General features: G+C 53.7%; 27 protein-coding genes, 1 tRNA gene and 3 pseudogenes. 18 read left to right on the top strand and 13 right to left on the bottom strand.

Annotation, left to right across the window (positions count from 1 at the left end):
- Window positions 1-12 precede the first annotated feature (12 nt).
- From BRW62_RS06890 to BRW62_RS15180, 3 genes and pseudogenes are all read left to right on the top strand, one after another.
- The gene (locus BRW62_RS06890; RefSeq protein WP_099798834.1) at window positions 13-660 is read left to right on the top strand and encodes an energy-coupling factor ABC transporter ATP-binding protein; all 648 of its coding nucleotides are present in this window, start codon (window positions 13-15) and stop codon (window positions 658-660) included.
- A gap of 4 nt (window positions 661-664) precedes the next feature.
- The gene (locus BRW62_RS06885) at window positions 665-1,840 is read left to right on the top strand and encodes a glycoside hydrolase family 10 protein (protein WP_099798833.1); all 1,176 of its coding nucleotides are present in this window, start codon (window positions 665-667) and stop codon (window positions 1,838-1,840) included.
- A gap of 59 nt (window positions 1,841-1,899) precedes the next feature.
- A pseudogene (locus tag BRW62_RS15180) lies at window positions 1,900-2,106 on the top strand (RNA-guided endonuclease TnpB family protein); the annotation flags it as partial.
- Between the two features lie 28 nt (window positions 2,107-2,134).
- On the opposite strand, the gene BRW62_RS06875 reads toward BRW62_RS15180, so the two are convergent.
- Genes BRW62_RS06875 through cysH form a run of 3 tightly spaced genes read right to left on the bottom strand, consistent with a single transcriptional unit; the run spans window position 2,135 to window position 4,606 of the window.
- Window positions 2,135-2,989: a polysaccharide deacetylase family protein gene (locus BRW62_RS06875; RefSeq protein ID WP_099798832.1), complete on the bottom strand. Its 855-nt coding sequence runs from the start codon at window positions 2,987-2,989 to the stop codon at window positions 2,135-2,137.
- A 20-nt stretch (window positions 2,990-3,009) separates the two neighbouring features.
- On the bottom strand, window positions 3,010-3,891 hold the full coding sequence (glyQ, locus tag BRW62_RS06870) for a glycine--tRNA ligase subunit alpha (RefSeq protein ID WP_198405918.1): 882 nt from the start codon (window positions 3,889-3,891) through the stop codon (window positions 3,010-3,012).
- Window positions 3,892-3,895: 4 nt separating this feature from the next.
- Window positions 3,896-4,606: a phosphoadenosine phosphosulfate reductase gene (gene cysH / locus BRW62_RS06865; RefSeq protein WP_099798830.1), complete on the bottom strand. Its 711-nt coding sequence runs from the start codon at window positions 4,604-4,606 to the stop codon at window positions 3,896-3,898.
- A gap of 329 nt (window positions 4,607-4,935) precedes the next feature.
- Between cysH and BRW62_RS06860 the strand changes: the two genes are divergently transcribed.
- From BRW62_RS06860 to BRW62_RS06825, 8 genes are all read left to right on the top strand, one after another.
- On the top strand, window positions 4,936-5,220 hold the full coding sequence (locus BRW62_RS06860; RefSeq protein WP_099798829.1) for a hypothetical protein: 285 nt from the start codon (window positions 4,936-4,938) through the stop codon (window positions 5,218-5,220).
- Window positions 5,190-5,630, top strand: coding sequence for a S4 domain-containing protein (locus BRW62_RS06855; RefSeq protein WP_099798828.1), 441 nt, complete (start codon window positions 5,190-5,192; stop codon window positions 5,628-5,630). The genes BRW62_RS06860 and BRW62_RS06855 overlap by 31 nt, the downstream gene beginning before the upstream one ends.
- 154 nt (window positions 5,631-5,784) lie before the next feature.
- Window positions 5,785-6,279: a TM2 domain-containing protein gene (locus BRW62_RS06850; RefSeq protein WP_099798827.1), complete on the top strand. Its 495-nt coding sequence runs from the start codon at window positions 5,785-5,787 to the stop codon at window positions 6,277-6,279.
- Window positions 6,280-6,673: 394 nt separating this feature from the next.
- Entirely contained in the window at window positions 6,674-7,129 is a 456-nt protein-coding gene (locus BRW62_RS06845; protein ID WP_099798826.1) for a nitrate reductase associated protein, read from the top strand.
- A 95-nt stretch (window positions 7,130-7,224) separates the two neighbouring features.
- Complete coding sequence (gene psbE / locus BRW62_RS06840) at window positions 7,225-7,479, top strand: cytochrome b559 subunit alpha (RefSeq protein ID WP_099798825.1); 255 nt, start codon at window positions 7,225-7,227, stop codon at window positions 7,477-7,479.
- Window positions 7,480-7,486: 7 nt separating this feature from the next.
- The gene (psbF, locus tag BRW62_RS06835; RefSeq protein ID WP_099798824.1) at window positions 7,487-7,624 is read left to right on the top strand and encodes a cytochrome b559 subunit beta; all 138 of its coding nucleotides are present in this window, start codon (window positions 7,487-7,489) and stop codon (window positions 7,622-7,624) included.
- A gap of 14 nt (window positions 7,625-7,638) precedes the next feature.
- The gene (locus BRW62_RS06830) at window positions 7,639-7,752 is read left to right on the top strand and encodes a photosystem II reaction center protein L (protein WP_099798823.1); all 114 of its coding nucleotides are present in this window, start codon (window positions 7,639-7,641) and stop codon (window positions 7,750-7,752) included.
- 49 nt (window positions 7,753-7,801) lie between these two features.
- Entirely contained in the window at window positions 7,802-7,921 is a 120-nt protein-coding gene (locus BRW62_RS06825; protein WP_099798822.1) for a photosystem II reaction center protein J, read from the top strand.
- Here BRW62_RS06825 and BRW62_RS06820 read toward each other — a convergent pair.
- Window positions 7,918-8,790, bottom strand: coding sequence for a carbohydrate ABC transporter permease (locus BRW62_RS06820; protein WP_099799870.1), 873 nt, complete (start codon window positions 8,788-8,790; stop codon window positions 7,918-7,920). The two genes, BRW62_RS06825 and BRW62_RS06820, sit on opposite strands and share 4 nt — an antisense overlap.
- 140 nt (window positions 8,791-8,930) lie before the next feature.
- Here BRW62_RS06820 and BRW62_RS06815 point away from each other — a divergent pair, with 140 nt between their 5' ends.
- From BRW62_RS06815 to BRW62_RS06805, 3 genes are read left to right on the top strand one after another with little or no spacing between them, the layout of a single operon-like run.
- Window positions 8,931-9,920 (top strand): ribose-phosphate pyrophosphokinase, encoded by a 990-nt coding sequence (locus BRW62_RS06815; RefSeq protein WP_099798821.1) that lies wholly within the window; start codon window positions 8,931-8,933, stop codon window positions 9,918-9,920.
- Between the two features lie 38 nt (window positions 9,921-9,958).
- Window positions 9,959-11,515, top strand: coding sequence for a bifunctional phosphoribosylaminoimidazolecarboxamide formyltransferase/IMP cyclohydrolase (gene purH / locus BRW62_RS06810; protein WP_099798820.1), 1,557 nt, complete (start codon window positions 9,959-9,961; stop codon window positions 11,513-11,515).
- Between the two features lie 8 nt (window positions 11,516-11,523).
- The gene (locus BRW62_RS06805) at window positions 11,524-12,639 is read left to right on the top strand and encodes a metallophosphoesterase family protein (protein WP_099798819.1); all 1,116 of its coding nucleotides are present in this window, start codon (window positions 11,524-11,526) and stop codon (window positions 12,637-12,639) included.
- A gap of 15 nt (window positions 12,640-12,654) precedes the next feature.
- Here the strand turns inward: BRW62_RS06805 and lspA are convergent, their stop codons facing one another.
- Together lspA and BRW62_RS06795 are read right to left on the bottom strand one after the other, a co-directional pair.
- Window positions 12,655-13,125, bottom strand: a complete 471-nt coding sequence (gene lspA / locus BRW62_RS06800; RefSeq protein ID WP_099798818.1) for a signal peptidase II — start codon at window positions 13,123-13,125, stop codon at window positions 12,655-12,657.
- A complete protein-coding gene (locus BRW62_RS06795) occupies window positions 13,122-14,201 on the bottom strand; it encodes an Mrp/NBP35 family ATP-binding protein (protein WP_099798817.1) in 1,080 nt (359 codons plus the stop codon). Before BRW62_RS06795 ends, lspA begins: the two co-directional genes overlap by 4 nt.
- A gap of 246 nt (window positions 14,202-14,447) precedes the next feature.
- On the opposite strand from BRW62_RS06795, the gene BRW62_RS06790 reads away from it, so the two are divergent.
- The 3 genes from BRW62_RS06790 to BRW62_RS06780 are packed head-to-tail and all read left to right on the top strand — an operon-like array spanning window position 14,448 to window position 17,477.
- Window positions 14,448-15,614, top strand: coding sequence for an ABC exporter membrane fusion protein (locus tag BRW62_RS06790; protein WP_099798816.1), 1,167 nt, complete (start codon window positions 14,448-14,450; stop codon window positions 15,612-15,614).
- Window positions 15,615-15,623: 9 nt separating this feature from the next.
- Window positions 15,624-16,778 (top strand): ABC transporter permease DevC, encoded by a 1,155-nt coding sequence (devC, locus tag BRW62_RS06785; protein ID WP_099798815.1) that lies wholly within the window; start codon window positions 15,624-15,626, stop codon window positions 16,776-16,778.
- A gap of 9 nt (window positions 16,779-16,787) precedes the next feature.
- On the top strand, window positions 16,788-17,477 hold the full coding sequence (locus BRW62_RS06780; protein WP_099798814.1) for a DevA family ABC transporter ATP-binding protein: 690 nt from the start codon (window positions 16,788-16,790) through the stop codon (window positions 17,475-17,477).
- A 17-nt stretch (window positions 17,478-17,494) separates the two neighbouring features.
- Here the strand turns inward: BRW62_RS06780 and BRW62_RS06775 are convergent.
- The 4 genes and pseudogenes from BRW62_RS06775 to dapB form a co-directional block, all read right to left on the bottom strand.
- A tRNA-Met gene (locus BRW62_RS06775) sits at window positions 17,495-17,568 on the bottom strand.
- A gap of 151 nt (window positions 17,569-17,719) precedes the next feature.
- A pseudogene (locus BRW62_RS06770) lies at window positions 17,720-17,920 on the bottom strand (CorA family divalent cation transporter); the annotation flags it as partial.
- Window positions 17,921-17,933: 13 nt separating this feature from the next.
- A pseudogene (locus BRW62_RS14510) lies at window positions 17,934-18,191 on the bottom strand (zinc ribbon domain-containing protein); the annotation flags it as partial.
- A 93-nt stretch (window positions 18,192-18,284) separates the two neighbouring features.
- A complete protein-coding gene (gene dapB / locus BRW62_RS06760; protein ID WP_099798812.1) occupies window positions 18,285-19,100 on the bottom strand; it encodes a 4-hydroxy-tetrahydrodipicolinate reductase in 816 nt (271 codons plus the stop codon).
- Window positions 19,101-19,200: 100 nt separating this feature from the next.
- Between dapB and BRW62_RS06755 the strand changes: the two genes are divergently transcribed.
- Entirely contained in the window at window positions 19,201-19,620 is a 420-nt protein-coding gene (locus BRW62_RS06755) for a cupin domain-containing protein (RefSeq protein ID WP_099798811.1), read from the top strand.
- 167 nt (window positions 19,621-19,787) lie between these two features.
- On the opposite strand, the gene BRW62_RS06750 is transcribed toward BRW62_RS06755, so the two are convergent.
- From BRW62_RS06750 to BRW62_RS06740, 3 genes are read right to left on the bottom strand one after another with little or no spacing between them, the layout of a single operon-like run.
- Complete coding sequence (locus tag BRW62_RS06750) at window positions 19,788-20,339, bottom strand: pentapeptide repeat-containing protein (protein ID WP_227517286.1); 552 nt, start codon at window positions 20,337-20,339, stop codon at window positions 19,788-19,790.
- 59 nt (window positions 20,340-20,398) lie between these two features.
- Window positions 20,399-20,950: a DUF4126 domain-containing protein gene (locus BRW62_RS06745; RefSeq protein ID WP_099798810.1), complete on the bottom strand. Its 552-nt coding sequence runs from the start codon at window positions 20,948-20,950 to the stop codon at window positions 20,399-20,401.
- On the bottom strand, window positions 20,944-21,516 hold the full coding sequence (locus BRW62_RS06740; protein ID WP_099798809.1) for a shikimate kinase: 573 nt from the start codon (window positions 21,514-21,516) through the stop codon (window positions 20,944-20,946). The genes BRW62_RS06745 and BRW62_RS06740 overlap by 7 nt, the downstream gene beginning before the upstream one ends.
- Between the last annotated feature and the right edge of the window lie 195 nt (window positions 21,517-21,711).

Below are 21,711 nucleotides of genomic sequence, written 5' to 3'. Positions count from 1 at the left end.
AAGGTAACTCGGGTGGCTGCCCTCCTAGAGATCAGGAATTTGCATTTTGCCTACACTGCCGCTGAGCCGTTGCTGCAAGGGCTGAATTTGCAAATTACGGCTGGCGATCGCCTCGGGATTATTGGCGATAATGGCTGCGGTAAAACAACCCTGTTGCTGCTGTGTGCGGGGGTGCTGTCCCCGCAGCAGGGAAGTATTCACTGTTGCGGCCATCCTGTCGTTGCCGGTCAATTTCAGCCACAGTTGGGGGTGGTGCTGCAAAATCCTGCAGATCAACTCATTGGTGCAACCGTGGCGGAGGATGTGGCCTTTGGTCCGCAAAATTTAGGTGTCCCTCCAGCAGCGGTGCACAGGCAGGTTGCAGAGGCATTAGCGGCTACCCAGACCACTCATTTAGCGCAGCGCGTGCCCCATCAACTCTCGGGTGGCGAAAAACGGATGGTAGCGATCGCCGGTATATTGGCCATGCGCCCCCACGTCATCTTGTACGATGAACCCACCGCCTTTTTAGATCGTCGGAGTTGTCAAGCCCTAACAGCCTTTTTGCAGCAGAATGAGACACCAGGAATGATTATCAGTCACGATGTCCCCTTCTTGCAGAGCGTTTGCACCCAAATCATGGCACTGGAGGCAGGGCAGCTACGCCCCCTTGCGCTGTAACCCTATGGTGCGTCGTCGCTATCGGCTTTGGCTGTTCCTCTGTCTGCTTTGCCTTGGTCTGTGCTGGAGGCTCCTCCCCCTACAGGCTCAGGGCATGGCACCAATTCGTGGCGTGTGGTTAACCGCCAACGATATGCCCATGTTGCGCGATCGCCCCCGTCTCGAAGCGGCGCTCAACGATTTGCAACGCCTGAATTTTAATACCCTCTATCCAGTGGTTTGGAATTCCGGCTATGTCAGCTTTCCAAGCGCAACGGCCACTCATTTAGGGATTCAACCCTTTGTGCTGCAAGGGGTACAGGGCTACGACATTCTTCGGGAACTCACAGAACAAGCCCATTGCCGCAATCTCTTAGTGATTCCGTGGTTTGAATTTGGCTTCATGGTGCCGGAAACCTCAGAGCTGGCGATCGCCCACCCCGATTGGCTGACCCAAGGGGTCAATGGCGAGACCACCCGCCTCACTGCTGCAGGGGAGGTGGCTTGGCTCAACCCGCTACATCCTGAAGTGCAGTCATTTCTCACCAATATTGTCCTAGAAGTGTTGCGTCAGTACCCTGTGGATGGTATTCAGTTTGACGATCACCTGAGTCTGCCGACGGAATTCGGCTATGATGCCTACACCCGCCGTCTCTACGAACAGGAAACTAAAAAACCAGTCCCAGCAAACCCCCGCGATGAGGCATGGATGCGCTGGCGTGCCGATAAACTCACCGCCTTTGTCAAAAGCCTGCGCCAGCGAGTGAAGCAGGAGTTTCCCTATGCCATTTTCTCAGTATCGCCCACCACCTTGCCTACGGCTTACCAGAGTTTTCTACAGGACTGGCCGCAGTGGGTTGCTCAAGGGATTCCCGATGAAGTAGTAGTACAAGTCTATCGTTACAATCTCCCGAGCTTTGTCCAGCAACTGGCTCAACCGGAACTGCTCCAAGCACAGGCGAAAATTCCCACGGCGGTGGGCGTGCTTACGGGGTTGCGCACGAACCCCGTCCCCATTCAACTGGTAGATGCGAAGGTGGAGGCAGCTCAACAGTCAGGCTTTGGCGTTTCCTTTTTCTTTTATGAAACCCTTTGGGAGCGTACCCCCGAGCCACGGGATCTGCGTCAAAATGCCTTTCTATTTCACTTTCGACATCCCATGCCGCGCCGCACCTTTGGCCAAGCCTGCACCCGGGGCTAACAATCGAGGGTGGTTTGCCGTTCCTCCGTGGGAATGTAGTGTCGTCATGTCGGCAAACGTGGAGTGCATCAGGCAAAAGAGTTAAGAGAGGGTTGTATAGGACTGGTCAAAACCTGTATATCAATGCCGACTGTAATGGAGCGGCTAACATCCTCAGAAAAGTAGCAACAACCTTGGGAGTATGTCTTAGGGGAGTTGGTAGGGGTGCATGGATAACGCCTTTGAGGGTTTCTTTGTGGACTCGCTCAAGAATTCCCTGCCTTTAGGCATGGGGAGTATCAAGCAATCCTCTCCCTAGGGGGTAACAGGCGGGGTCTGGGTCGGTGGATTTTCACTAACCGCCGGATCTGGGGGTGGCTTTTGGGGCAATGGGGGGCTGAACTCCGGTGGGACTGTCGGTTGAGGGGGAGGTGGCGGCGCTTTAACAGCTAATTCCAGCAGTTCCGGCACCGTGACAAAGCGATAGCCCTGCGCTTTGAGGCGGCGAATCAGGGTGGGGAGAGCTGCACGGGTAACGGCGCGATCGCCCCCGCCATCATGGAGCAAAATAATGGCACCGGGTTTCACGTCGTTTAGGGTGCGCTCAACAATCTGTGCGGCGGTTGTATTCGGCTTAGTATCGTGGGTATCCACTGACCACATGATGATGGCATAGTTCTTGGATTTGGCATAGGCCACTAACCCCGTTTCCAGATGCCCCCCCGGAGGGCGAAATAAACGGGTTTGGGCGGTACTTTGTTTAGCAATTAGGGCAGAGGTATTTTCAATTTCCTGTTTTGCCACCTCTGGAGCAATAGGGGTGTAGGCGTGGCTCCAACTGTGGTTGCCCACCGCATGCCCCGCCTTGACAATCTCCGCAGTCAGATCAGGATACATCAGTAAATGCTTACCCACCACAAAAAACGTGGCTTTGACATTATGCTCTTTGAGAATGCTGAGCAGCTTGCGGGTGGAGTCGCCCCACGGACCATCATCAAAGGTGAGCGCCACCACTTTCTCAGGTTTGACGGGGGTGACTCGATACACTAACTGTCCCCAAAACTGGCGCGGACTCAAAAAGCGGGGTACATCCGCCGCCAAAGCCGGTAAAAGCACAACTAAACAGGCACACAGCCCTAGGGGGTGCCAGCGCAGCAACGATTGACCCATGGGAGTCTCTCCTGAGCAGGTTAAGCGGCGGCAGCCTGTCTGAGCAGTGGAAATCCTAAGGCCTCCCGTTGTTGAACATAGGCTTGGGCAACCCGTCGCGCCAAACTACGAATACGGCCAATATAGCGGGTGCGTTCCGCCACCGAAATCACCCCCCGAGCATCTAAGAGGTTAAAGGTATGGGAACACTTCAGCACGTAGTCTAGGCTCGGTAGCACCAACTGCTTGTCCAGTAATTGCTCTGCCTCCTGCTGGTAAAGACTAAATAGCGCAAATAGGCGTTCCGGATCCGCCGCTTCAAAGTTATAGGTGGACTGTTCAATTTCCCCCTGGAGATGAACATCACCATAGGTAAGGGTTTCATTCCAGCGAATGTCGGCGATCGCATCCACCTCCTGCAGGTACATTGTCAACCGTTCCAGCCCGTAGGTAATTTCAATGGAAACCGGCCGACAATCGAGGCCGCCACACTGCTGAAAATAGGTAAACTGGGTCACTTCCATGCCGTCTAGCCACACCTCCCAGCCCACCCCCCACGCGCCAACTGCCGCATCTTCCCAGTTGTCTTCCACAAAGCGAATATCGTGATCTTCCGGGCGAATACCAAGGGCGCGCAGGGAGTCTAAATAGATCTCTTGGATGCGATCGGGAGAAGGTTTAATCAGCACTTGGTACTGATAGTAGTATTGATAGCGGTTAGGATTTTGGCCATAGCGACCATCTGCCGGTCGTCGGCAGGGTTCAACGTAAGCCACCGACCACGGCTCAGGGCCAAGGGCGCGCAGAAATGTGTGGGGGCTTTTGGTGCCCGCCCCTTTTTCCACATCGTAGGGCTGCACAATCAGGCATCCCTGAGCTGCCCAAAATTGATGCAGGGTAGCAATAATATCCTGAAAGTACATAGGGCTAGATGTGAATACCACACTCCGTTTTGCCCATGCCGCGCCAGCGGCCAGCGCGCTCGTCTTCCCCTTCCCCTACCGGTGTGGTTAAGGGTTCATCGCCAATACTGGCATAGCCACGATCATGCAGAGGATTGTAGATGACATGGTGCTCTGCCACGTAAGCCCAAGTTTGCTTGCGTGTCCAAGCAGCCAATGGATTGATTTTGAGGCGACCGTCTTTATCCCGTTCCACGTAGGGCATGTCAGCCCGGGTCACGGCCTGATCGCGGCGCCGCCCGGTAATCCAAGCAACGGTGTTCAGTTCAGCTAGGCCCCGCTGCAAAGGTTCAATTTTTGTTAGGTAATGGAATTGCTCTACATTGGTTTCCCACAGGCGATCGCCATAGCGCTCAGCAAAGGCTGCTCGACTATCCACCTCGCGAATTTTGTAGGTATGCAGGTCAAGCTGGTAGGTGTCCTTAGCTTTTTGGACAAACTCAAGGGTTTCCGGAAAGTGGTGGAGCGTATCTAAAAAGAGCACAGGCACGGCGGGGGTAGGCTGCAACTCGCGGTACAGCAAGTCTGTGATCATGACATCATCGACATTAAACGCACTGGTTTGTACCAATCCCTGGGGAATGGCCGCCACAGCCCAAGCCAGAATGTCACGGGGGTGTGCGCCCTCGAACTGTTGATTGAGGGCATCGAGATCAAAGCTAGTGGAGGTGGCCATAGCATCGGTGGATCTTAAAGGGCATTCCCTAGCTTACCAAATTGGGAGAGGCCTCTAGGCAACCACCTAGCCACGGAATACCAAATAGTTATAGAGGTTGTAGGCCAGCATAATCGGAAGGGTGCTGCTGAATGTAGCTATGAATTCCCTCATCCCCAACCCTTCTCCCCAGGGAAAAGGAAGCTAAGAGTCTTGTTCCCTCTCCTTTGGGAGAGGGCTAGGGTGAGGGCGGCAAAAGACTCAAACCCGAAAGTCATACGTCTATTCAGCAACGCTAGGCGGTTTCTGTTGTTGGCAGTTCCAGCGCACAACTAAACACAACTAAAGGTGTGCTACGGGTGTATCACCAGTCCATGATGACCTTGCAAGCAGAACTGGGGGTCAATCCCAGTCCGACAACCTGTAAGCTGTATGAGGAACTGCTTACGCAAGAGGAATCATCGCCACCTACCTGTGTTGCCCAAGAGGAAATCGTTCCACCTGTGGGTTCTGATTCCGTGCTGATGCCCCCACCGGTTCGTCAAACTTTTACGGCAACCCTGCCCCTCATTAGTCGTGTAACAGAGTGGGAAGTTATTCAGCAATGGCGATCGCCCCTGCGGAGCTATCCCTAGACGATCAACGTCCTCCCCTAGCCTTGGTGCGCATTAGCGGTAACTTTCTGTTTGACCCCGCCACCTATATCGATTTTAAGTCAGCCCTAGAGGCAGCTGTAACCGTTGCCCCCTGTCCTTGGGATCAATTGGCCATTGCGCCGCCGCAAACCAAGCATCTCACCACCGTCGAAGCCTCTCTGCGCCTCGATGTCGTTGCCTCAGCTGGATTTGGCCTCTCCCGCAGCAAAATAAGTGAATGGATTAGCAGTGGTATGGTGCGCGTCAACTGGCACGTTGTGCAGCACCCCCGGTATGCCGTCAAAGTGAACGACCTCATCACCATTCGAGGTAAAGGCAAACTCGTGATCCAAGAGATTCAAACTACAAAGAAAAATCGCTATCGTCTTGAAATGGAGCGCAGCCGTTGATCCGGCTTCTGTTCTGAGGATGGGGATGTCCGGTGTCACCTACCCCCGACACTCATCTTCGTTGAGTAAACACAATTCACACATACAGTGCGGAACTTCCCGCCGATTTAGCTAAGTCGTTAAGATAGTTTATGGATGCATCAGTGACGTAAAAATGCCGCAAACACTGCACTACCAAAACACACCGCAATCAAGTCAAGGGGTACCCCAGCCTCACTTCTTGAAGGTATGGGTTGCCTATCTCCTGTGGTGCTTGAGTTTATTTGGTCTCTGTGGCATCCAGCGGTTTTACGTCGGCCAGCCAATTATGGGTGTTTTGTACTTAATCACCTTTGGCTTTTGTGGCGTTGGGCAGTTCTTAGACTTAGTTTTAATTCCGGGTATGGTTGCTCACCGCAATACGTACTTGCGGGGACGCTATCTCCGGTCGCAGGAGTGGCTCACCGAAGACACCCCTAGCCCAATGCTCCGTCTTCTCCAAGCCGCTAAAGATCATGGTGGAGTGCTCTCTGCTGCCCAAGCAGCCCTATATACCCAACTTGATGCCCAAACGATTGAAGAGCTATTATTCGAAGCACAGCGAGTAGGCTACGCAACCGTGTTTAACGATCCAGAAACTGGAGCTGTGCGCTATCGCTTTGATATTTAGCTCCCCGTTGGTACAGGCACTCCCCCAAACGTCGCAAGGATACGTCGTGCTAGCTGCTTGGTGCTCTGATGAGTCGTCCTATGGTGATTCGAGAGGACACTGCTGCGGAGGTTACCGCGATCGCCGAGGTGACCAAACCCATTGCGATGCAAGCCCCGTCCTTCAGGACGGCTTTTCTTGATTCCTGATGTACTCAATCAAACCCTTGATAGAGGCACCGCGCCGGAAATCCATGGCAACCCCCAGTCGATGCAGCGGTGATCCGTCAGGCGATGCGTACCCTCCTAGGCACCACTGGGGCGTGATAATGGAAACAATCAGCACCCTAAAGCGTGAGTTTTAGGAATCCCCTGCCTTGGGGGAGAAGATCGATTTTTATCGAGAGCGTCTGGTAATGTCTTGCTTCTTTGATTTTGAGGCCGAGTTTACTGCCTCCTTGCGATGTATTCCCATGATTGTTCGCTACAAGCTCGATCTCTGTGGCGTGAAGCTCAAGCTAATTCACTGGCATCAGCTATCCCACGAACAGCGGCAATGGCTGGTTAGCACGCCCTGCGATCGCCCTGCAGAAAAGGAACACTATCGAGAGCAACTGCGGGAGTGGGTTACCCAAAGCCATGGTGCTCCCCCCAATGATCTGGAGGTGCCTGACACCTTTGTGTGGCAGGTCACTAGTGAAATTCCCGATACCGTACAGCAGCAGTTGACAACCGTCAGTCACCACACCCTCACAACAGAAAAATGGGCGGCGCTGACTGATTTACAACGCTTTGCCCTCGTGAAACTGAGCCAACCTGGCCATGAAAATCGTAATTTTTGGCCTGCTCTACAAGAGTTTGGGTTAGCTTAGGCATGAGGGTAAAAAGATCCGATTGTGAGGATTCCCTTACTTGCGTATCATGGATAGTACCATTTGCTTTTTTGACACTTTGGAGGCATCTCAACGTGGCTGGAACGACAGGAGAACGACCATTTTCCGACATTATTACAAGCGTCCGCTATTGGGTGATTCATAGCATCACTATTCCGGCACTGTTTATTGCTGGCTGGCTGTTTGTCAGCACCGGTTTGGCCTACGATGTGTTTGGAACGCCGCGCCCCGATAGCTACTTTGCCCAAGAGCAGCGGACGATTCCCCTCGTTACTGACCGCTTTGAAAGCAAACAACAAGTTGAAACATTTTTACAACAATTAAAGTAGGATTGCTATGACCAGTAATACACCGAACCAAGAACCTGTTTCCTATCCTATTTTTACGGTCCGCTGGTTGGCCGTTCACACCTTGGCCGTGCCCACCATTTTCTTTTTGGGGGCGATCGCGGCCATGCAATTCATTCAACGTTAGCAGAAGGTGCTCCCATGGAACCGAACCCAAATCGTCAACCGGTTGAACTGAACCGCACATCCCTATACTTAGGGCTGCTGCTGGTGTTTGTCTTAGCACTATTGTTTTCTAGCTATTTCTTTAACTAACTAATTCATTAGATCGTGATCATCATTTATCGCTTAGGAGGATGTCACAATGTCTGAAGGTGGGCGCATTCCCCTGTGGGTCGTTGCCACAGTGGCCGGAATGGGGGTCATTGTCATTGTTGGCCTATTTTTCTATGGTGCCTACGCAGGGTTAGGCTCCTCACTCTAGGAGTGAGGGTCTTGGCGGGCGCGTAGCTGCAACCACGTCAAGCCAAGGGTGACGACCAAAAGCACCGTAGCTGCGGCGGCCGCATAGCCAATGTCAAAGAACGCAAAAGCCTGTTGGTAAATATAAAATACCAACAGGTTTGTTGTATTCAGGGGGCCGCCACCGGTTACGACATAGACTTGCTCAAAGCTACGCAGGGTAAAGATGGTGGTGGTCACCAAAACAAGGATGAGGGTTGGCTGCAACCCCGGTAGGGTAATGTAACGAAATTGTTGCCATGGGTTGGCACCATCTAAAAGGGCGGCTTCGTAGCGATCGCCGGGGATGGTTTGCAAGCCTGCTAAAAATACAACAAGGTTAAAGCCCAGTTGTTTCCAACTACTCAGGAGAATGAGCACCGGCATTGCCCAGCTTGGATCACTGAGCCATGCAATCGCCGGCATTCCCAGCGCCGCAAGAAGATGATTGACTAACCCATCGGTTTGAAACAACCAGCGAAAACCCAAGCCAGCGGCCACAATCGAGGTCACTGTCGGCAAAAAGTAAGCAGTGCGTAAAAGACTGCGGCCAAAGACTGTCTGATTCAGCCCCACGGCTAAGGCCAGCGGCATCAAGATGGTAGGCAGCACTGTCGCCCCTGTAAAGTACAGGGTATTGCCCACAACTTGCCAAAAATCGGGACTTTGGAAGAGCCGTTGATAGTTTTGCCCACCGACCCAAGCCATACCCCCTTGAGTCAAGCTGCCACTGGTAAAACTCAAATAGATAACGTACACAATTGGCGCAAAGACAAAGAGCGTCAGAAGACCCACAGCAGGCAACAGAAACAGCCATGCTGCTAGTGTCGAGCCGTGGAAAACATCCCCCATTTGGGGGAATTGCGATCGCCGCTGCTGCAAATGTTATGCTCCCCAAACGAATGCTGTCATAAATTCAATCTTAGGGGGGACGCGCTCGAAATCGAAAATGATAAGATCACATAAAATGCACGCCATCTTGGGGAGATGCTGTGATTCGCACTGTTCCACTGCCCGTTACAACTCCCTCTTACATTGCCGACCACAGTCGCCTAAAGCTTTTCGCTGGTTCTGCCAACATTCCCCTCGCTCAAGAAATTGCCCGCTACCTTGGCATTGACTTAGGCCCAATGGTACGGAAGCGATTTGCGGATGGCGAGCTGTATGTGCAGATTCAGGAATCCATTCGCGGCTGTGATGTGTACCTCATTCAGCCCTGCTGCCATCCGGTGAACGACCATCTCATGGAACTATTGATCATGGTGGATGCCTGCCGCCGTGCGTCGGCACGACAAGTCACCGCGGTCATTCCTTACTATGGCTATGCCCGAGCCGATCGCAAAACCGCTGGGCGTGAGTCCATTACGGCCAAGTTGGTGGCCAACCTGATTACCCAAGCAGGGGCAAGTCGCGTTTTAGCAATGGATCTGCACTCGGCACAAATTCAAGGCTATTTTGATATTCCGGTGGATCATGTATATGGCTCGCCAGTGATCTTAGATTACCTGCGCAGTAAAAACCTCGAAGACATTGTGGTGGTCTCACCGGATGTGGGCGGGGTGGCTCGTGCCCGTGCCTTTGCTAACAAGCTGGACGATGCCCCCCTAGCCATTATTGACAAGCGTCGCCAATCCCATAATGTGGCCGAAGTGATGAATGTGGTTGGGGATGTTAAGGGGAAAACCGCAATACTGGTAGATGACATGATTGATACGGCGGGCACCATTTTGGAAGGGGCACGGCTACTGCGACGGGAGGGAGCAAAGGAGGTGTATGCCTGTGCGACCCACGCAGTATTTTCGCCACCAGCCATTGAACGATTGCAGGGGGGCGATTTTGAGGAAGTCATTGTCACCAATACAATTCCGGTACCAGAAACTCAGCGGTTTGAGCAATTAACGGTGCTGTCGGTGGCCAGTATTCTTGGGGAAACGATTTGGCGTGTCCATGAAGATAGCTCTGTCAGCAGCATGTTCCGCTAGGATGAATTGTCTAGACGTTGCCATTGGAGGGACACGGCGTGGGGCGCATTGCCTTACTCAGTACCAGTGATAAAACTGGAGTGACGGACTTTGCTGCGGCATTGGTACAGGAGTTTGGCTTTACGCTCCTCAGCAGTGGGGGCACTGCAAAAACTCTAGCGGCGGCGGGCATTCCCGTGACCGCCGTTGCCGAGTACACCGCTGCCCCAGAAATCTTGGGGGGGCGGGTTAAAACCCTTCATCCTAAAATTCATGGTGGTATCCTCGCTCGCCGCGATCGCCCCGAGGATTTAGCAGATCTGGCTGAGCACGGGATCGACCCCATTGATTTGGTCGTGGTGAATCTCTATCCCTTTGCCGAGACCATTGCGCAGCCCAACATTACAGTAGCAGAGGCGATCGAGCAAATTGATATTGGCGGGCCTACCCTAGTACGAGCAGCGGCCAAAAACTATGCTCACACCACGGTGTTAGTCCACCCGAGCCAGTACGACAGCTATCTTCACGAATTACGCCTGTACAAGCAGCCCCGACTGGAGTATCGCTTAGAGTGTGCCCAACGTGCCTTTGTGCTTACGGCCAGCTACGATCAGGCGATCGCCACCTACTTGCAGCAAATTGCCATGCCACCTTCTAAGGGAATTCATCTACCAGCCGTCTTTCATCTCAGTGGCCAACAAAAACAAGTGCTGCGCTATGGCGAAAACCCACACCAAGTCGCCGCATGGTATATGACTGGCACAGCGCCTAGGGGCTGGTCTGCCGCCGAGCTATGCCAAGGAAAAGAACTCAGCTATAACAACCTCCTTGACCTTGAAGCCGCCCGCGCTATCATTAGCGAATTTACCCAGACCAATACCCCAGCAGTGGCGATCATCAAACACACCAACCCCTGTGGGGTTGCGGAGGGGAACACCCTCCTTGAGGCCTATGAGCGTGCCTTTGCTGCCGATAGTGTCTCTGCCTTTGGCGGCATTGTCGCTCTCAACCAACCCATTGATGCCGCCACCGCCAAAGCCCTTACCGGTACCTTCTTAGAATGCGTTGTAGCTCCTGGGTGTGAGCCAGAGGCACTCCCCATCCTAAAAACAAAGCCCAAGCTACGGGTACTGACCCTCAGCGATCTGACTGAGGCACCGGAAACAGCCATTCAAACCATTGCTGGCGGATTTTTAGTCCAAGATATTCGCCCGATGCCTATTGAACCAGACACATGGCAGGTCATGACAGCAGCGGAACCAGCCCCGGAACTGATGGCGGAACTCCTCTTTGCTTGGAAGGTGGTCAAGCATGTGAAGTCCAATGCCATTGTCGTGAGTCGCGATCGCCAAACCCAAGGCATTGGCGCCGGCCAAGCCAATCGGGTGGGAGCCGTGCAAATTGCCCTTGCCGATGCGGGCGAGGCAGCGCGGGGGGGAGTGCTAGCCAGTGATGGCTTTTTCCCCTTTGCCGACTCCGTACAGGCAGCGGCCTTAGCAGGGATTGCCGCCATTATTCAACCTGGCGGTAGCTTGCGGGATCACGACTCCATTCAAGCGGCCAATGAAGCCGGTATTGCCATGGTCTTTACCGGTCAGCGACACTTTCGTCACTAGGAGTGGGGATGGTATTGCGCCTCGGTATCATTAGCGACCCACACATTGCCTTGCCGGAGACCATTCCGACAGATCACCTCCCCCTCTTTCTTTACACCATCAGTATTCCAGCGTTTGAAGCCGCCGTTACTGATTTGCTAGAGCGCGGTATAGACGCGCTGCTCCTGCCGGGAGACCTCACCCGAGATGGCGAGGTGGCTAATCATCAGTGGTTGCAGGCATACTTACGAACCCTGCCCATTCCCGCCTATGTGATTCCGGGCAATCATGATGTTCCCCGACCTGTGGCGAGCGCAGGCCGCATTGGCTGGGCTGAGTTTCCCCAGTATTATGCCCATGCAGGGTACGGCCAGAGAAGCACACACTATTACGTCACCCACCTTAGCAAAAACATACAACTCGTTGCCTTAAACTCGAACCAGTTTAGCCCTATAGGTCAGCAACTGGGCGAGTTAGATTGCCAGCAACTTCAATGGCTTCAGGAACTGTTGGCTCAGCCCTTTGCTGGCTTACGGCTGGTGATGGTGCACCATAACCTCTTAGAGCATTGGCCGCAACAAAGCCAAAGTCCAATGGGGCAGCGATACCTCCTCAAGAACCGCCTAGCCCTACACACCCTTCTGCAACGCGCTGGTGTCTCACTGGTGTTAACTGGCCACCTGCACATTCAGGATATTGCCTATGCTGATGGTGTGTTTGACCTCACAACGGGTGCCTTAGTCAGCTACCCCCACCCCTACCGCCGCCTCACCTTAACTGAAACCGAGCATGGTCAATGGCAGGTACAGGTGGAATCCTTCTGTATTGAATCCTTAGCAGCCTATCCCAATTTGGCTGCACAGTCACGCGAGTGGATGCTGCAACGGGGGGCTGGGTTTATGGCACGGTTTTTAATGCTACCGCCCTTTAACCTCCCTGAAGGGCAAGCGACTGCCTTAGCCAAGCCGCTCTCGACTCTCTGGCCAGACATTGCCAAGGGTGACACCCAAGTCACGTTACCACCCTTGCCACCCCCCTTGGATGCCTACTTTGGCCAATTTAACCATTGCCCACCCCCTAGTTTTCCGCAGTTGAGTGATAACAATACAACATTTGTGGTGAGCAGTGGCTACAGTACTCGTTGAAACCTTCAAAGTCACTCATGATTGCCGCCATGCAGACCACAGTAAGCAGAGAATGCCGATATTGATGGCAATGTCAGCGATATTAAAGACTGGAAACTGAATCCAGCGCAGGTCTAAAAAGTCCACCACTTCACCAGTCAAGAAGCGATCAATTCCATTGCCGAGGGCACCGCCCAGTAAGCAACCGTAGCCCACCTGCTGCCAGCGGTTGAGGTGAGGCCCCCAGATAGCCCACGCGATGAGAAGTAAACTAACTAGCAGCGATAACCAGCGCAGCCAGAGGCTCCCATTGGCAAACAGGCTAAAGGCAGCCCCTGTATTGGTGACGTAGGTAATGTGAAAAATACCGGGCAGAATGGGGGTTGTTTGCGGCGGGACTGTTAGGGTGTAATTGGCAACAACCCAAGCCTTGGTGAGGCGATCCAGCCCCAAACACAGCAGCGCAGCCCACCAAAAATTGGCATTTTTTAACTTTTTTGCCTTCATCCCACTGCACTGAGGGCGGCGACCGAGACTCGTGCTGCCACCTGCTGGGCGATCGCCCGTAGGGCTTGGGCTGAGGCAGAGTCGGGATGGTTGATTAGAATCGGCAGGCCAACATCCCCGCCTTCGCGCACCGTTAGTTCAAGGGGAACTTGGCCTAGGAGAGGCACGCCCAGTTCAGCGGCAAGGGCATCTCCGCCACCGGTGCCAAAAATATCGTAGCGCCGATTGGGTAAGTCCGGCGGAATAAAATAGCTCATGTTTTCCACCAGCCCCAGCACCGCGACCCCTAACTGCTGAAACATGCGTAGGCCGCGGCGGGCATCGCCTAAGGCGACGGTTTGAGGGGTTGTGACAATGACCACACCGGCCATGGGTACCGCTTGGGCAAGGGTGAGCTGGGCATCGCCGGTACCAGGGGGTAAATCGACGATGAGATAGTCGAGGTCCCCCCAATCACTCTGGTAAAGGAATTGGCGAATAATGCCGTTAAGCATGGGGCCACGCCAGATCACTGGCTGATCGCGATCAATTAAAAAGGCCATGGAGACTACTTTGAGGCCATGGGCCACTGGAGGGAGCAACACATCACCGCTGGCCTCCTTACGGACTTCGACAATGGCATTTTCGAGGCCTAGCATTGTGGGGACGTTGGGGCCATAAATATCGGCATCAATAATGCCTACCTTAGCGCCGGCTTGCGCCAAGGCCACCGCCAAATTAACCGCAACGGTGCTTTTGCCCACCCCCCCTTTGCCACTGGAGACGGCAATAATGTTTTTCACCCCTGTCACATCGGTACGATCCGGTAGGCTTTTTTGCTGAGGCGTTTCTGCTGTAACCGTCACATCTACCGCCATGACCCCTGGCAAGGTGAACACGGCTTTTTTGCAGTCTTCCACAATAAACTCCCGCAGTGGGCACGCAGGAGTTGTGAGGACAAGGGTAAACTGCACCCGACCATCCGTGATCTGTACATCGCGGATCATATTCAGTTCCACAAGGGATCGCCGCAGCTCTGGGTCTTCCACAGGGCGCAAAACAGCGAGTACAGAGTCGATGGTGAGGGGGGCGCTCATGAACGATACTTGGAATGAATGATGTGTGTAGAGCGATCGTACCATTGGTTGCCGATCGCCTTAGCGATGGTCAATTGCTGATTCAAGCTCCTGTACCCAAGGTTTCATCTATGGGTTTTCCTGAGTCAGGCTAAATGCAGGTCACAGGTGCGAGGGACTTATTATTCCTTAACAAAGAGGGGCGGATGTATTAAGATTGAATAACGCTAGTGGCCTTTTTGCCCTGGATCAGTTGAGGGTGCTCCAATGGGACAGCCGTTTCCATTTCACGTCGGTCGTCCATGGCTCATCGGTGGGGCGATCGCTCTCGGCTTGGTAAGTATCGGCATCAGTGTGAGCTATTGGCAGCAGTTACGCCGCTCTGCCCAAGATGAGGCCACCTCAGCAGCACTTCCCAGCCCTGTCAGCGATCGCATTACTGCCCTAGGCCGCTTAGAACCGGAGGGGGAGGTGATTGCCGTCAGTGCCCCCGCCATGACCGAACGCTTGGGACAACTCTTGGTTCAGGAGGGCGATCGGGTCGTTGCGGGTCAAGTGCTAGCCTACCTAGATACCTATCCTGAGCGCAAAGCGGAGCGGGATTTGGCCGCCAGTCAGCTTCAAGAAGCACGATTGCGGTTTGATGCCGAAACCCGTTTAGCAAGAGCCGAAATTGGTGAAGCTCAGGCACGGCGTGAGCGGGTCAATGAACCCAAGCTTGCGGAAATTCAGGCGCAGCAAGCCACGCTCCAGCGGATCACTGCTGAACTCGACACCGCCGATCGTGAATATCAGCGCTTTCGGCAGCTTTTTAGTGACGGTGCAGTGTCCCAACAGGATCTGGATGATCGTGCCATCCGAGTCCGCACGCTGCAAGAAGAACTCCGCAATGCCCAGGCCAACCTTGTGCGCTTGCAACAGGAGCGACGGACTGAACTGGCCACTGCAACGGCTCAGGTGGAAGCGGCTCAAGCGAACCTAGGGCGGGTGCAAACCCAAGTGCAACTACTGTCGGCGGAGCGTAATTTAGAACTCGCAGAAGCCCGTTTAGAGCGCGCCACTATCCGGGCACCCCGGAATGGCACTGTGCTACGGATTCATACGCGAGCGGGGGAAAACATTAACGACAAAGGCATTCTGGAACTAGGTAACACGGATCAAATGTACGCCGTTGCGGAGGTTTACGAAACAGATGTGCCGCGAGTGCGGGTGGGACAGCGGGCGGAAATTCGCAGTAGCGCCCTTGCTGCACCGATTGCCGGCGAGGTGACCCGTGTGGGATTGTTGGTGGCCAAGAATGACCTGACAGGGACTGATCCGGCTGCCGATACGGATGTACGGGTGGTGGAGGTCAGGGTGCGCTTAGCGGAGAGTAAACCTGTAGCGGGGCTAACGAATATGCAGGTGGAAGTTGCGATTGATCCGCGCTCCTGAGGCACACCCATGATTTTTGCGATTCCCCTTGCTTGGCTACAACTTATTCGCGAGCGCATTCGTCTCTTGGTGGCGATCGCTGGCATTGCCTTTGCCGTTGTGCTCATGCTGATGCAGTTTGGCTTTCGCGACGCCCTATTCAAAGCAGCGGTGCGGTTCCACGAAAGCCTGAACACCGACATCGTGCTCATCAGTCCGCAGTCCACTGCCCTCATTGCGATGAAAAGCTTTCCGCGACGACGGCTCTTCCAAGCGGCAGGCTTTGACGGAGTAGAGTCGATTTCGCCGCTCTACCTAAGCTTTGGTCTTTGGCGCAACCCCATCAACAAAAGTACCCGTCAACTAATGGTGATTGGGGTCGATCCAATGGCTATGGCACTGCAGGTGTCGGATACTCCGGGTTGGCAAAATGCGCTGAAGCTATCGGATCACGTGCTCTTCGATGCCCAGTCACGGGCTGAATTTGGTCCTATCCCCGAACTGTACCGCACCGGTGAACCTGTCACGACAGAGGTGTCGGGGCGGCGCATTCAGGTGGCGGGTTTGTTTACCATGGGGGCGAACTTTGGCGCAGATGGTAATCTGCTCACGAGTGATCTTAATTTTTTACGGATGTTTCCGGATCGCAACCCCGGCCTGATTGATGTGGGGCTGGTGCGAGTTAAGCCCGGCGTGGATGCCAAGGCACTTGCGAAGCGAATTGGCGCAACCTTGGGGAACGATGTGCTGGTGATGACCCGCAACGATTTTGCTGAGTTTGAGCGGAGCTACTGGGAGAAGAGTACCTCCATTGGGTTTATCTTTTCCCTTGGTGCGTTGATGGGGTTTATTGTTGGTTCGGTGATTGTCTATCAAATCCTCTATACCGACGTGACCGACCACCTTGCAGAATATGCCACCCTCAAAGCCATGGGCTACCGCGATATCTTTTTTTATGGCGTGGTGATGCAAGAGTCGCTGATTCTGTCTTGTCTTGGCTTTTTACCGGGCTTTGTTGTTTCGTTTGCTTTATATACGGTGATTGCCAATGCCACCTCGTTGCCGGTGTGGATGACATTGGAGCGAGCAACGCTTGTCTTTACCTTGACCGTTACGATGTGTACCCTAGCGGGGGCGATCGCCATGCGGCGGGTGCAGGCAGCGGATCCGGCGGATATTTTCTAGGAGACGCTAATGGAGCCAGTGATCAGTATTCAGGGGCTAAACCACTACTTTGGCCATGGTCATCTGCGCAAACAGGTACTCTTTGATCTGTCCGCCCACATTGATGCGGGTGAAATTGTAATTATGACAGGACCGTCAGGGTCTGGCAAAACAACCCTCTTGACCCTCATTGGTGCCCTGCGCTCTGCTCAAGAAGGCAGCTTGCGCGTTTTAGGTCAAGAACTGCGCCATTCTACCACTGAGCAGCAAATTCAAATCCGCCGCCAAACAGGCTACATCTTTCAAGGCCATAATTTGCTCCATGCTCTCACGGCTCGCCAAAATGTGCAGATGGCAATGGATCTGCAACCTCACGTTTCAGCGAAACAGGCGAAAAAGCGGGTCGATGAAATGCTTTGCGCCGTTGGCCTCCAAGATCATCTGGATTACTATCCCCACCAACTCTCTGGCGGCCAAAAGCAGCGGGTGGCGATCGCCCGTGCCCTTGTGGCGCATCCCAAAATTGTGCTTGCTGACGAACCCACGGCTGCCCTCGATAAAAAATCTGGTCGGGATGTGGTGGAAATCATGCGCAACCTAGCACGGGAGCAGGGCTGCACCATCCTAATTGTGACCCACGACAACCGCATCCTAGACGTGGCCGATCGCCTGATCCACATGGAAGATGGCCGCCTATCAGAAACAACACTCTCAGTTTAGTGTCAAAAGGTTATGTATGGCGGGGCATGGATTTGAACCATGGACCTTCGGGTTATGAGCCCGACGAGCTACCAGACTGCTCTACCCCGCGTCGTCTTGGCTTATCTACTATAACGCATCTTCACTAAAGATGGCAAGGAACTACCGTTCCTGTTGGGTTGGGATGCTCTCTACCGACCGCTTGAATTCCCCATGCCGCATAGGCTTAGAACAGCTACACGGGCTGACCTGCAAATCAGCGATCAACAATTCAAATCGGGTGGATCAATGCCAGTACTACTTTGGAACCAGCCCTTGCGCCCAAAAAAAGCAAATAGGCTGGAAGCCACCGCCAACATGATTGCCCAGCAGAGGGGATACCCCCAATACCAACGTAGTTCTGGCATATTCCAAGGCGAGACTTCAGGATCAAAGTTCATGCCATAGATGCCGACAATGAGGGTAAACTTCCCCGCCCTAGAAGGGCGAGGCTTTCTGTAGCCCTCCGGCTATCTCGCAAGCCAGCCAGGAGCCTCCAGGCAGCGTTACGGACTGCCCCAAAAGCGCAATATTGATTGCTCCATTTAGGTCTGCATCACCAATCCATCCGCAATGCCCACACTTGAACTTTTTTTCAGTCCTCAGCCCAATATGCAAGCAACAATGGCAGGTTTGACTGGTATAGGCAGGTGGTACAGCAACCACCTCAACTCCTTCCTTGATACCCTTGTATTCCGATGGAATCCCCTTCCTGAGCGCAGTGAAGGGAGGATGTCAACTGTTCACCACTACCAATTCGATTCGATAATGTGCCAGATGTGCTATCCCTCAGAGCAGCTTTTCAAGGCCATAGATCAGGCGTTTGAGATGGATAACTTTCCGAATGGCTAAGAGGACACCGGGCATATAGCATTGGCGATCGCTAGTATCGTGGCGGAGGGTATAGACTTGCCCTGCTGAGCCAAAAATCACCTCTTGGTGGGCAATTAACCCCGGGAGGCGCACACTGTGAATGCGAATATTGCCACTAGCGTGAGCACCACGAGCACCAGCCAGATGTTCCGTTTCCTCCACTTGGGCAGGGTTAAAGGGTTTACCTAGCTCTGCCAAGCGCTGAGCAGTTTGCACGGCTGTTCCACTGGGGGCATCCGCCTTTTGATTGTGGTGCAGTTCAATAATTTCCACATGATCAAAGTACTGACTAGCGCGAATAGCGGCCTCTTGCAGCAACACCATACCGATCGAAAAGTTGGGAGCAATCACCGCTCCCATCTCTGCTTTATCTGCAAACTCGGCAAGGTCAGCAATCTGGTCATGGCTGAGGCCGGTCGTCCCCACCACCGGATAAACGCCGTAGGCAATGGCCATGCGGACATTCTCATAAACTGCTTGGGGGTGGGTAAAGTCCACCATGACAACTGGCTGTTTTTCTTGGGCTGCGGCAACGCAAACCTCTTGGAGACTGCCGCTGAGGGGAACCTCCAGCGCCCCCACCCCCAGAACTTCGCCAACATCTTCACCGATGTGGTGCCGATCAACGGCTGCGTAGAGTTGAGTATCTGGGGCGTGCTGCACCGCCTTAACCACCTCGCGACCCATCTTGCCCAAGGCACCAACAACAATCACAGGGATTTGCATACTCATCCAAGACTCCGGCTTTAGCCCACTGCCTAGCTAGGATACCGCGATCGCTAGAGGATACAATAAACCCATAGACAGAATTTGGCTATTGACCCCAACGACTATGGTTGTTTTTTCCTTTCCAGAATTAGTTGACCGTTGTCAAACGTGGATTCCCAAACGACCGGGCTATGCTGTTTGCCCGCTGGATCATCACAATCCAGACTTGGCCTCCAGTCTCTATCGCATTGAGCCAGGACAGGCAAACTACCCTCACTACCACCACCGTGGGGATGATGTCTTTTTAATTGTGGCTGGGGTTGGCGAACTCATTACCTGCCCGATGACTCCGCCTGCCAATGCGGTGGCTGCAACTGCCTTAACTCGCACCCCCGTAGAAACAGGCTCCTACGTCCATGTGGATGCCCAATGCCTTCACTGGCTGCGCAATCTATCCGCAGATACTCCTCTTTATTACCTAAACATCGCACCGCTGTCTCACGAGGGCGATCGCGTAGATGTGACTATCGAAGGCTGGGCTTGACTTCTCCCCTCCTTGAAAGAGAGGGGATTCCCAAAGGATGCTACGCAACGGGCTGAAGCCGCGTTGCTTCGCTTTTCCCATAACTGACTTCCCAAAAGTGGCGAAAATTAGGTGGCAGGTACAGAACGTTGCCAACCCGTTTGTAGCCTCAGCGCGATCGCCGGCTCCTACCACAGGTTAAGGCCGTAGGGCATACGAGGGCGATAGGCCTCTTCAAAATTGGTCTGATTCATAGTTGCACCGTTCAGACGTGCCCATTGCAGGTTCGTTTGCTCGAAGTTGGCACTGCTGAGGTTGGCACGACGAAAATCACCATAGCGAATATCCGCACCACTGAGGTTGGCATTCGTGAGGTTGGCACGGCGGAAGCTAGCATGGCGCAGGGTAGCTAGCACGAGGGTTGCGCCAGTCAAATTCGCCTGTTGCAGATTAGCGCGTTCGAGGTAGGCCGCTGTTAAGTTCGCATTACTGAGGTTTGCTCTCTCAAGGTTGGCCAGCAGTAGCGTGGCATCCTGGAGATTGGCTCCTTGGAGATTGGCTCCCCGCAGGTTTGCTCCAGCCAAGTTATATCCGCGTAGATCGGCATTACTCAGGTCACAGCCCGGACAGGCGTTGGTGGTGAATAGTTGTCGCAGTTGCGGTGAAGGACTAGCAATGCTCTGACCGCTGGCGATCGCCCCCAACACAATTGTTGCGATCACACTTTGACGCATATCCATAACGAGTTCTCCGTCCACCCTAGGGAGACTGTAGCATAAGACTTGGGGGGTAGAGTGACTCAGCGCAGTTGCTTTTGAGTCCGTTGTTGCTGTTGTCGCCAATCCTTGGCACTCCGCACCACTAGCCACAGCAACAGCAGGGCAATCAGGCCACCTTGAGTGGGCGCTTTGAGGGCAAATAAGATTAAGAGAATGCACAGGATATCTTGAGCCACTACAAGCCAGCGCGGTAGCTTGCCAAGGCGATAGAACCATCCCACCTGCACCAGTTGCACCACAAGGGCAAATAAGCCGCTGAGAGTGCCCACCAGCCATTGAGGGGTTGCGGTTGCTGTAGCCACCGTCATCCCCAGTAGGGCACCCACAAAGGGACTAAAACAGAGTTGCACCAAGATAATCAGACGGTATCCCCAAGGATGCCCCCTTAGAAATAGCTCTAGGAACGCCCAACCCGTCAGAACCCCCACAACCCAGTACGGGGATAGCTTCCCCAGTAACGGCACTGCTGACCATAGCTGTGGCCCTTGTAACAAACCAATCAATAGCAGCGGTAAGGCTAGCCGTAAGCCCCCAGCCGCCGCGGCTGAAAGGATGGCGAGAAGTTCTAGCATGGTTCTTTAGGGGGTGCATCTGAAGCAATGGGCTTAAGAATACTGGGTAGAGCCTCCCAGAGGCGATCGCACACCTTTGCTGGCGTATCCGTTTGTCTGATCACCACTTCGAGATCTGCTTGGGCATAGAGGGCATGGCGATCGGCCATGATCTGGTTCAATCGCTCTTCGAGGGGTTGCTCTTGCAGCAGAGGGCGCTCAGCATCTGCGGCTAAACGCTCGCACAGGACTGCAATGGGCACGTGTAACCACACCACAATTCCATGGCGCAGATAGCTCCAGTTCAGCGAACTGAGAACAATGCCACCGCCCGTGGCCACCACCAAATGGTGATAGCTGGATACCTCCGCTAGAACTTGCTGCTCCAACTGGCGAAAGTAGGCTTCCCCCTCACGGGCAAAAATCTCCCGAATTGACTGTTGGCGCACCTGTGTAATAACGGCATCAGTATCCACAAAGCCGTAGCCTAAGCGTTTTGCTAGTACTTTGCCAGTCGTGGTTTTGCCGGAACCCATCATCCCGACAAGGTAAATATTGACTCCCCCAAGGCGATTTCGCAGTTCCATAGGTTACCGTTTATCGACAGAAGCAGAAGTGTTGAAAGTTAGGTTAAGCGACCTAAAAAAGGGGACAGAGTGTAGTATTTTATCGTCTATTGAAGATGAAGAGTCTCCCGCAAATTCAGATCCTTCGCTAACTGACGATTGATGCGTTTCATGCAATCGCAAGATGCGCTCAGGGATTGCTCAAATGTGATGATC

The organism is Thermostichus lividus PCC 6715 (assembly GCF_002754935.1).
Taxonomy (GTDB): Bacteria; Cyanobacteriota; Cyanobacteriia; order Thermosynechococcales; family Thermosynechococcaceae; genus Thermosynechococcus; species Thermosynechococcus lividus.
This window is presented reverse-complemented; position numbering and strand designations above follow the sequence as displayed.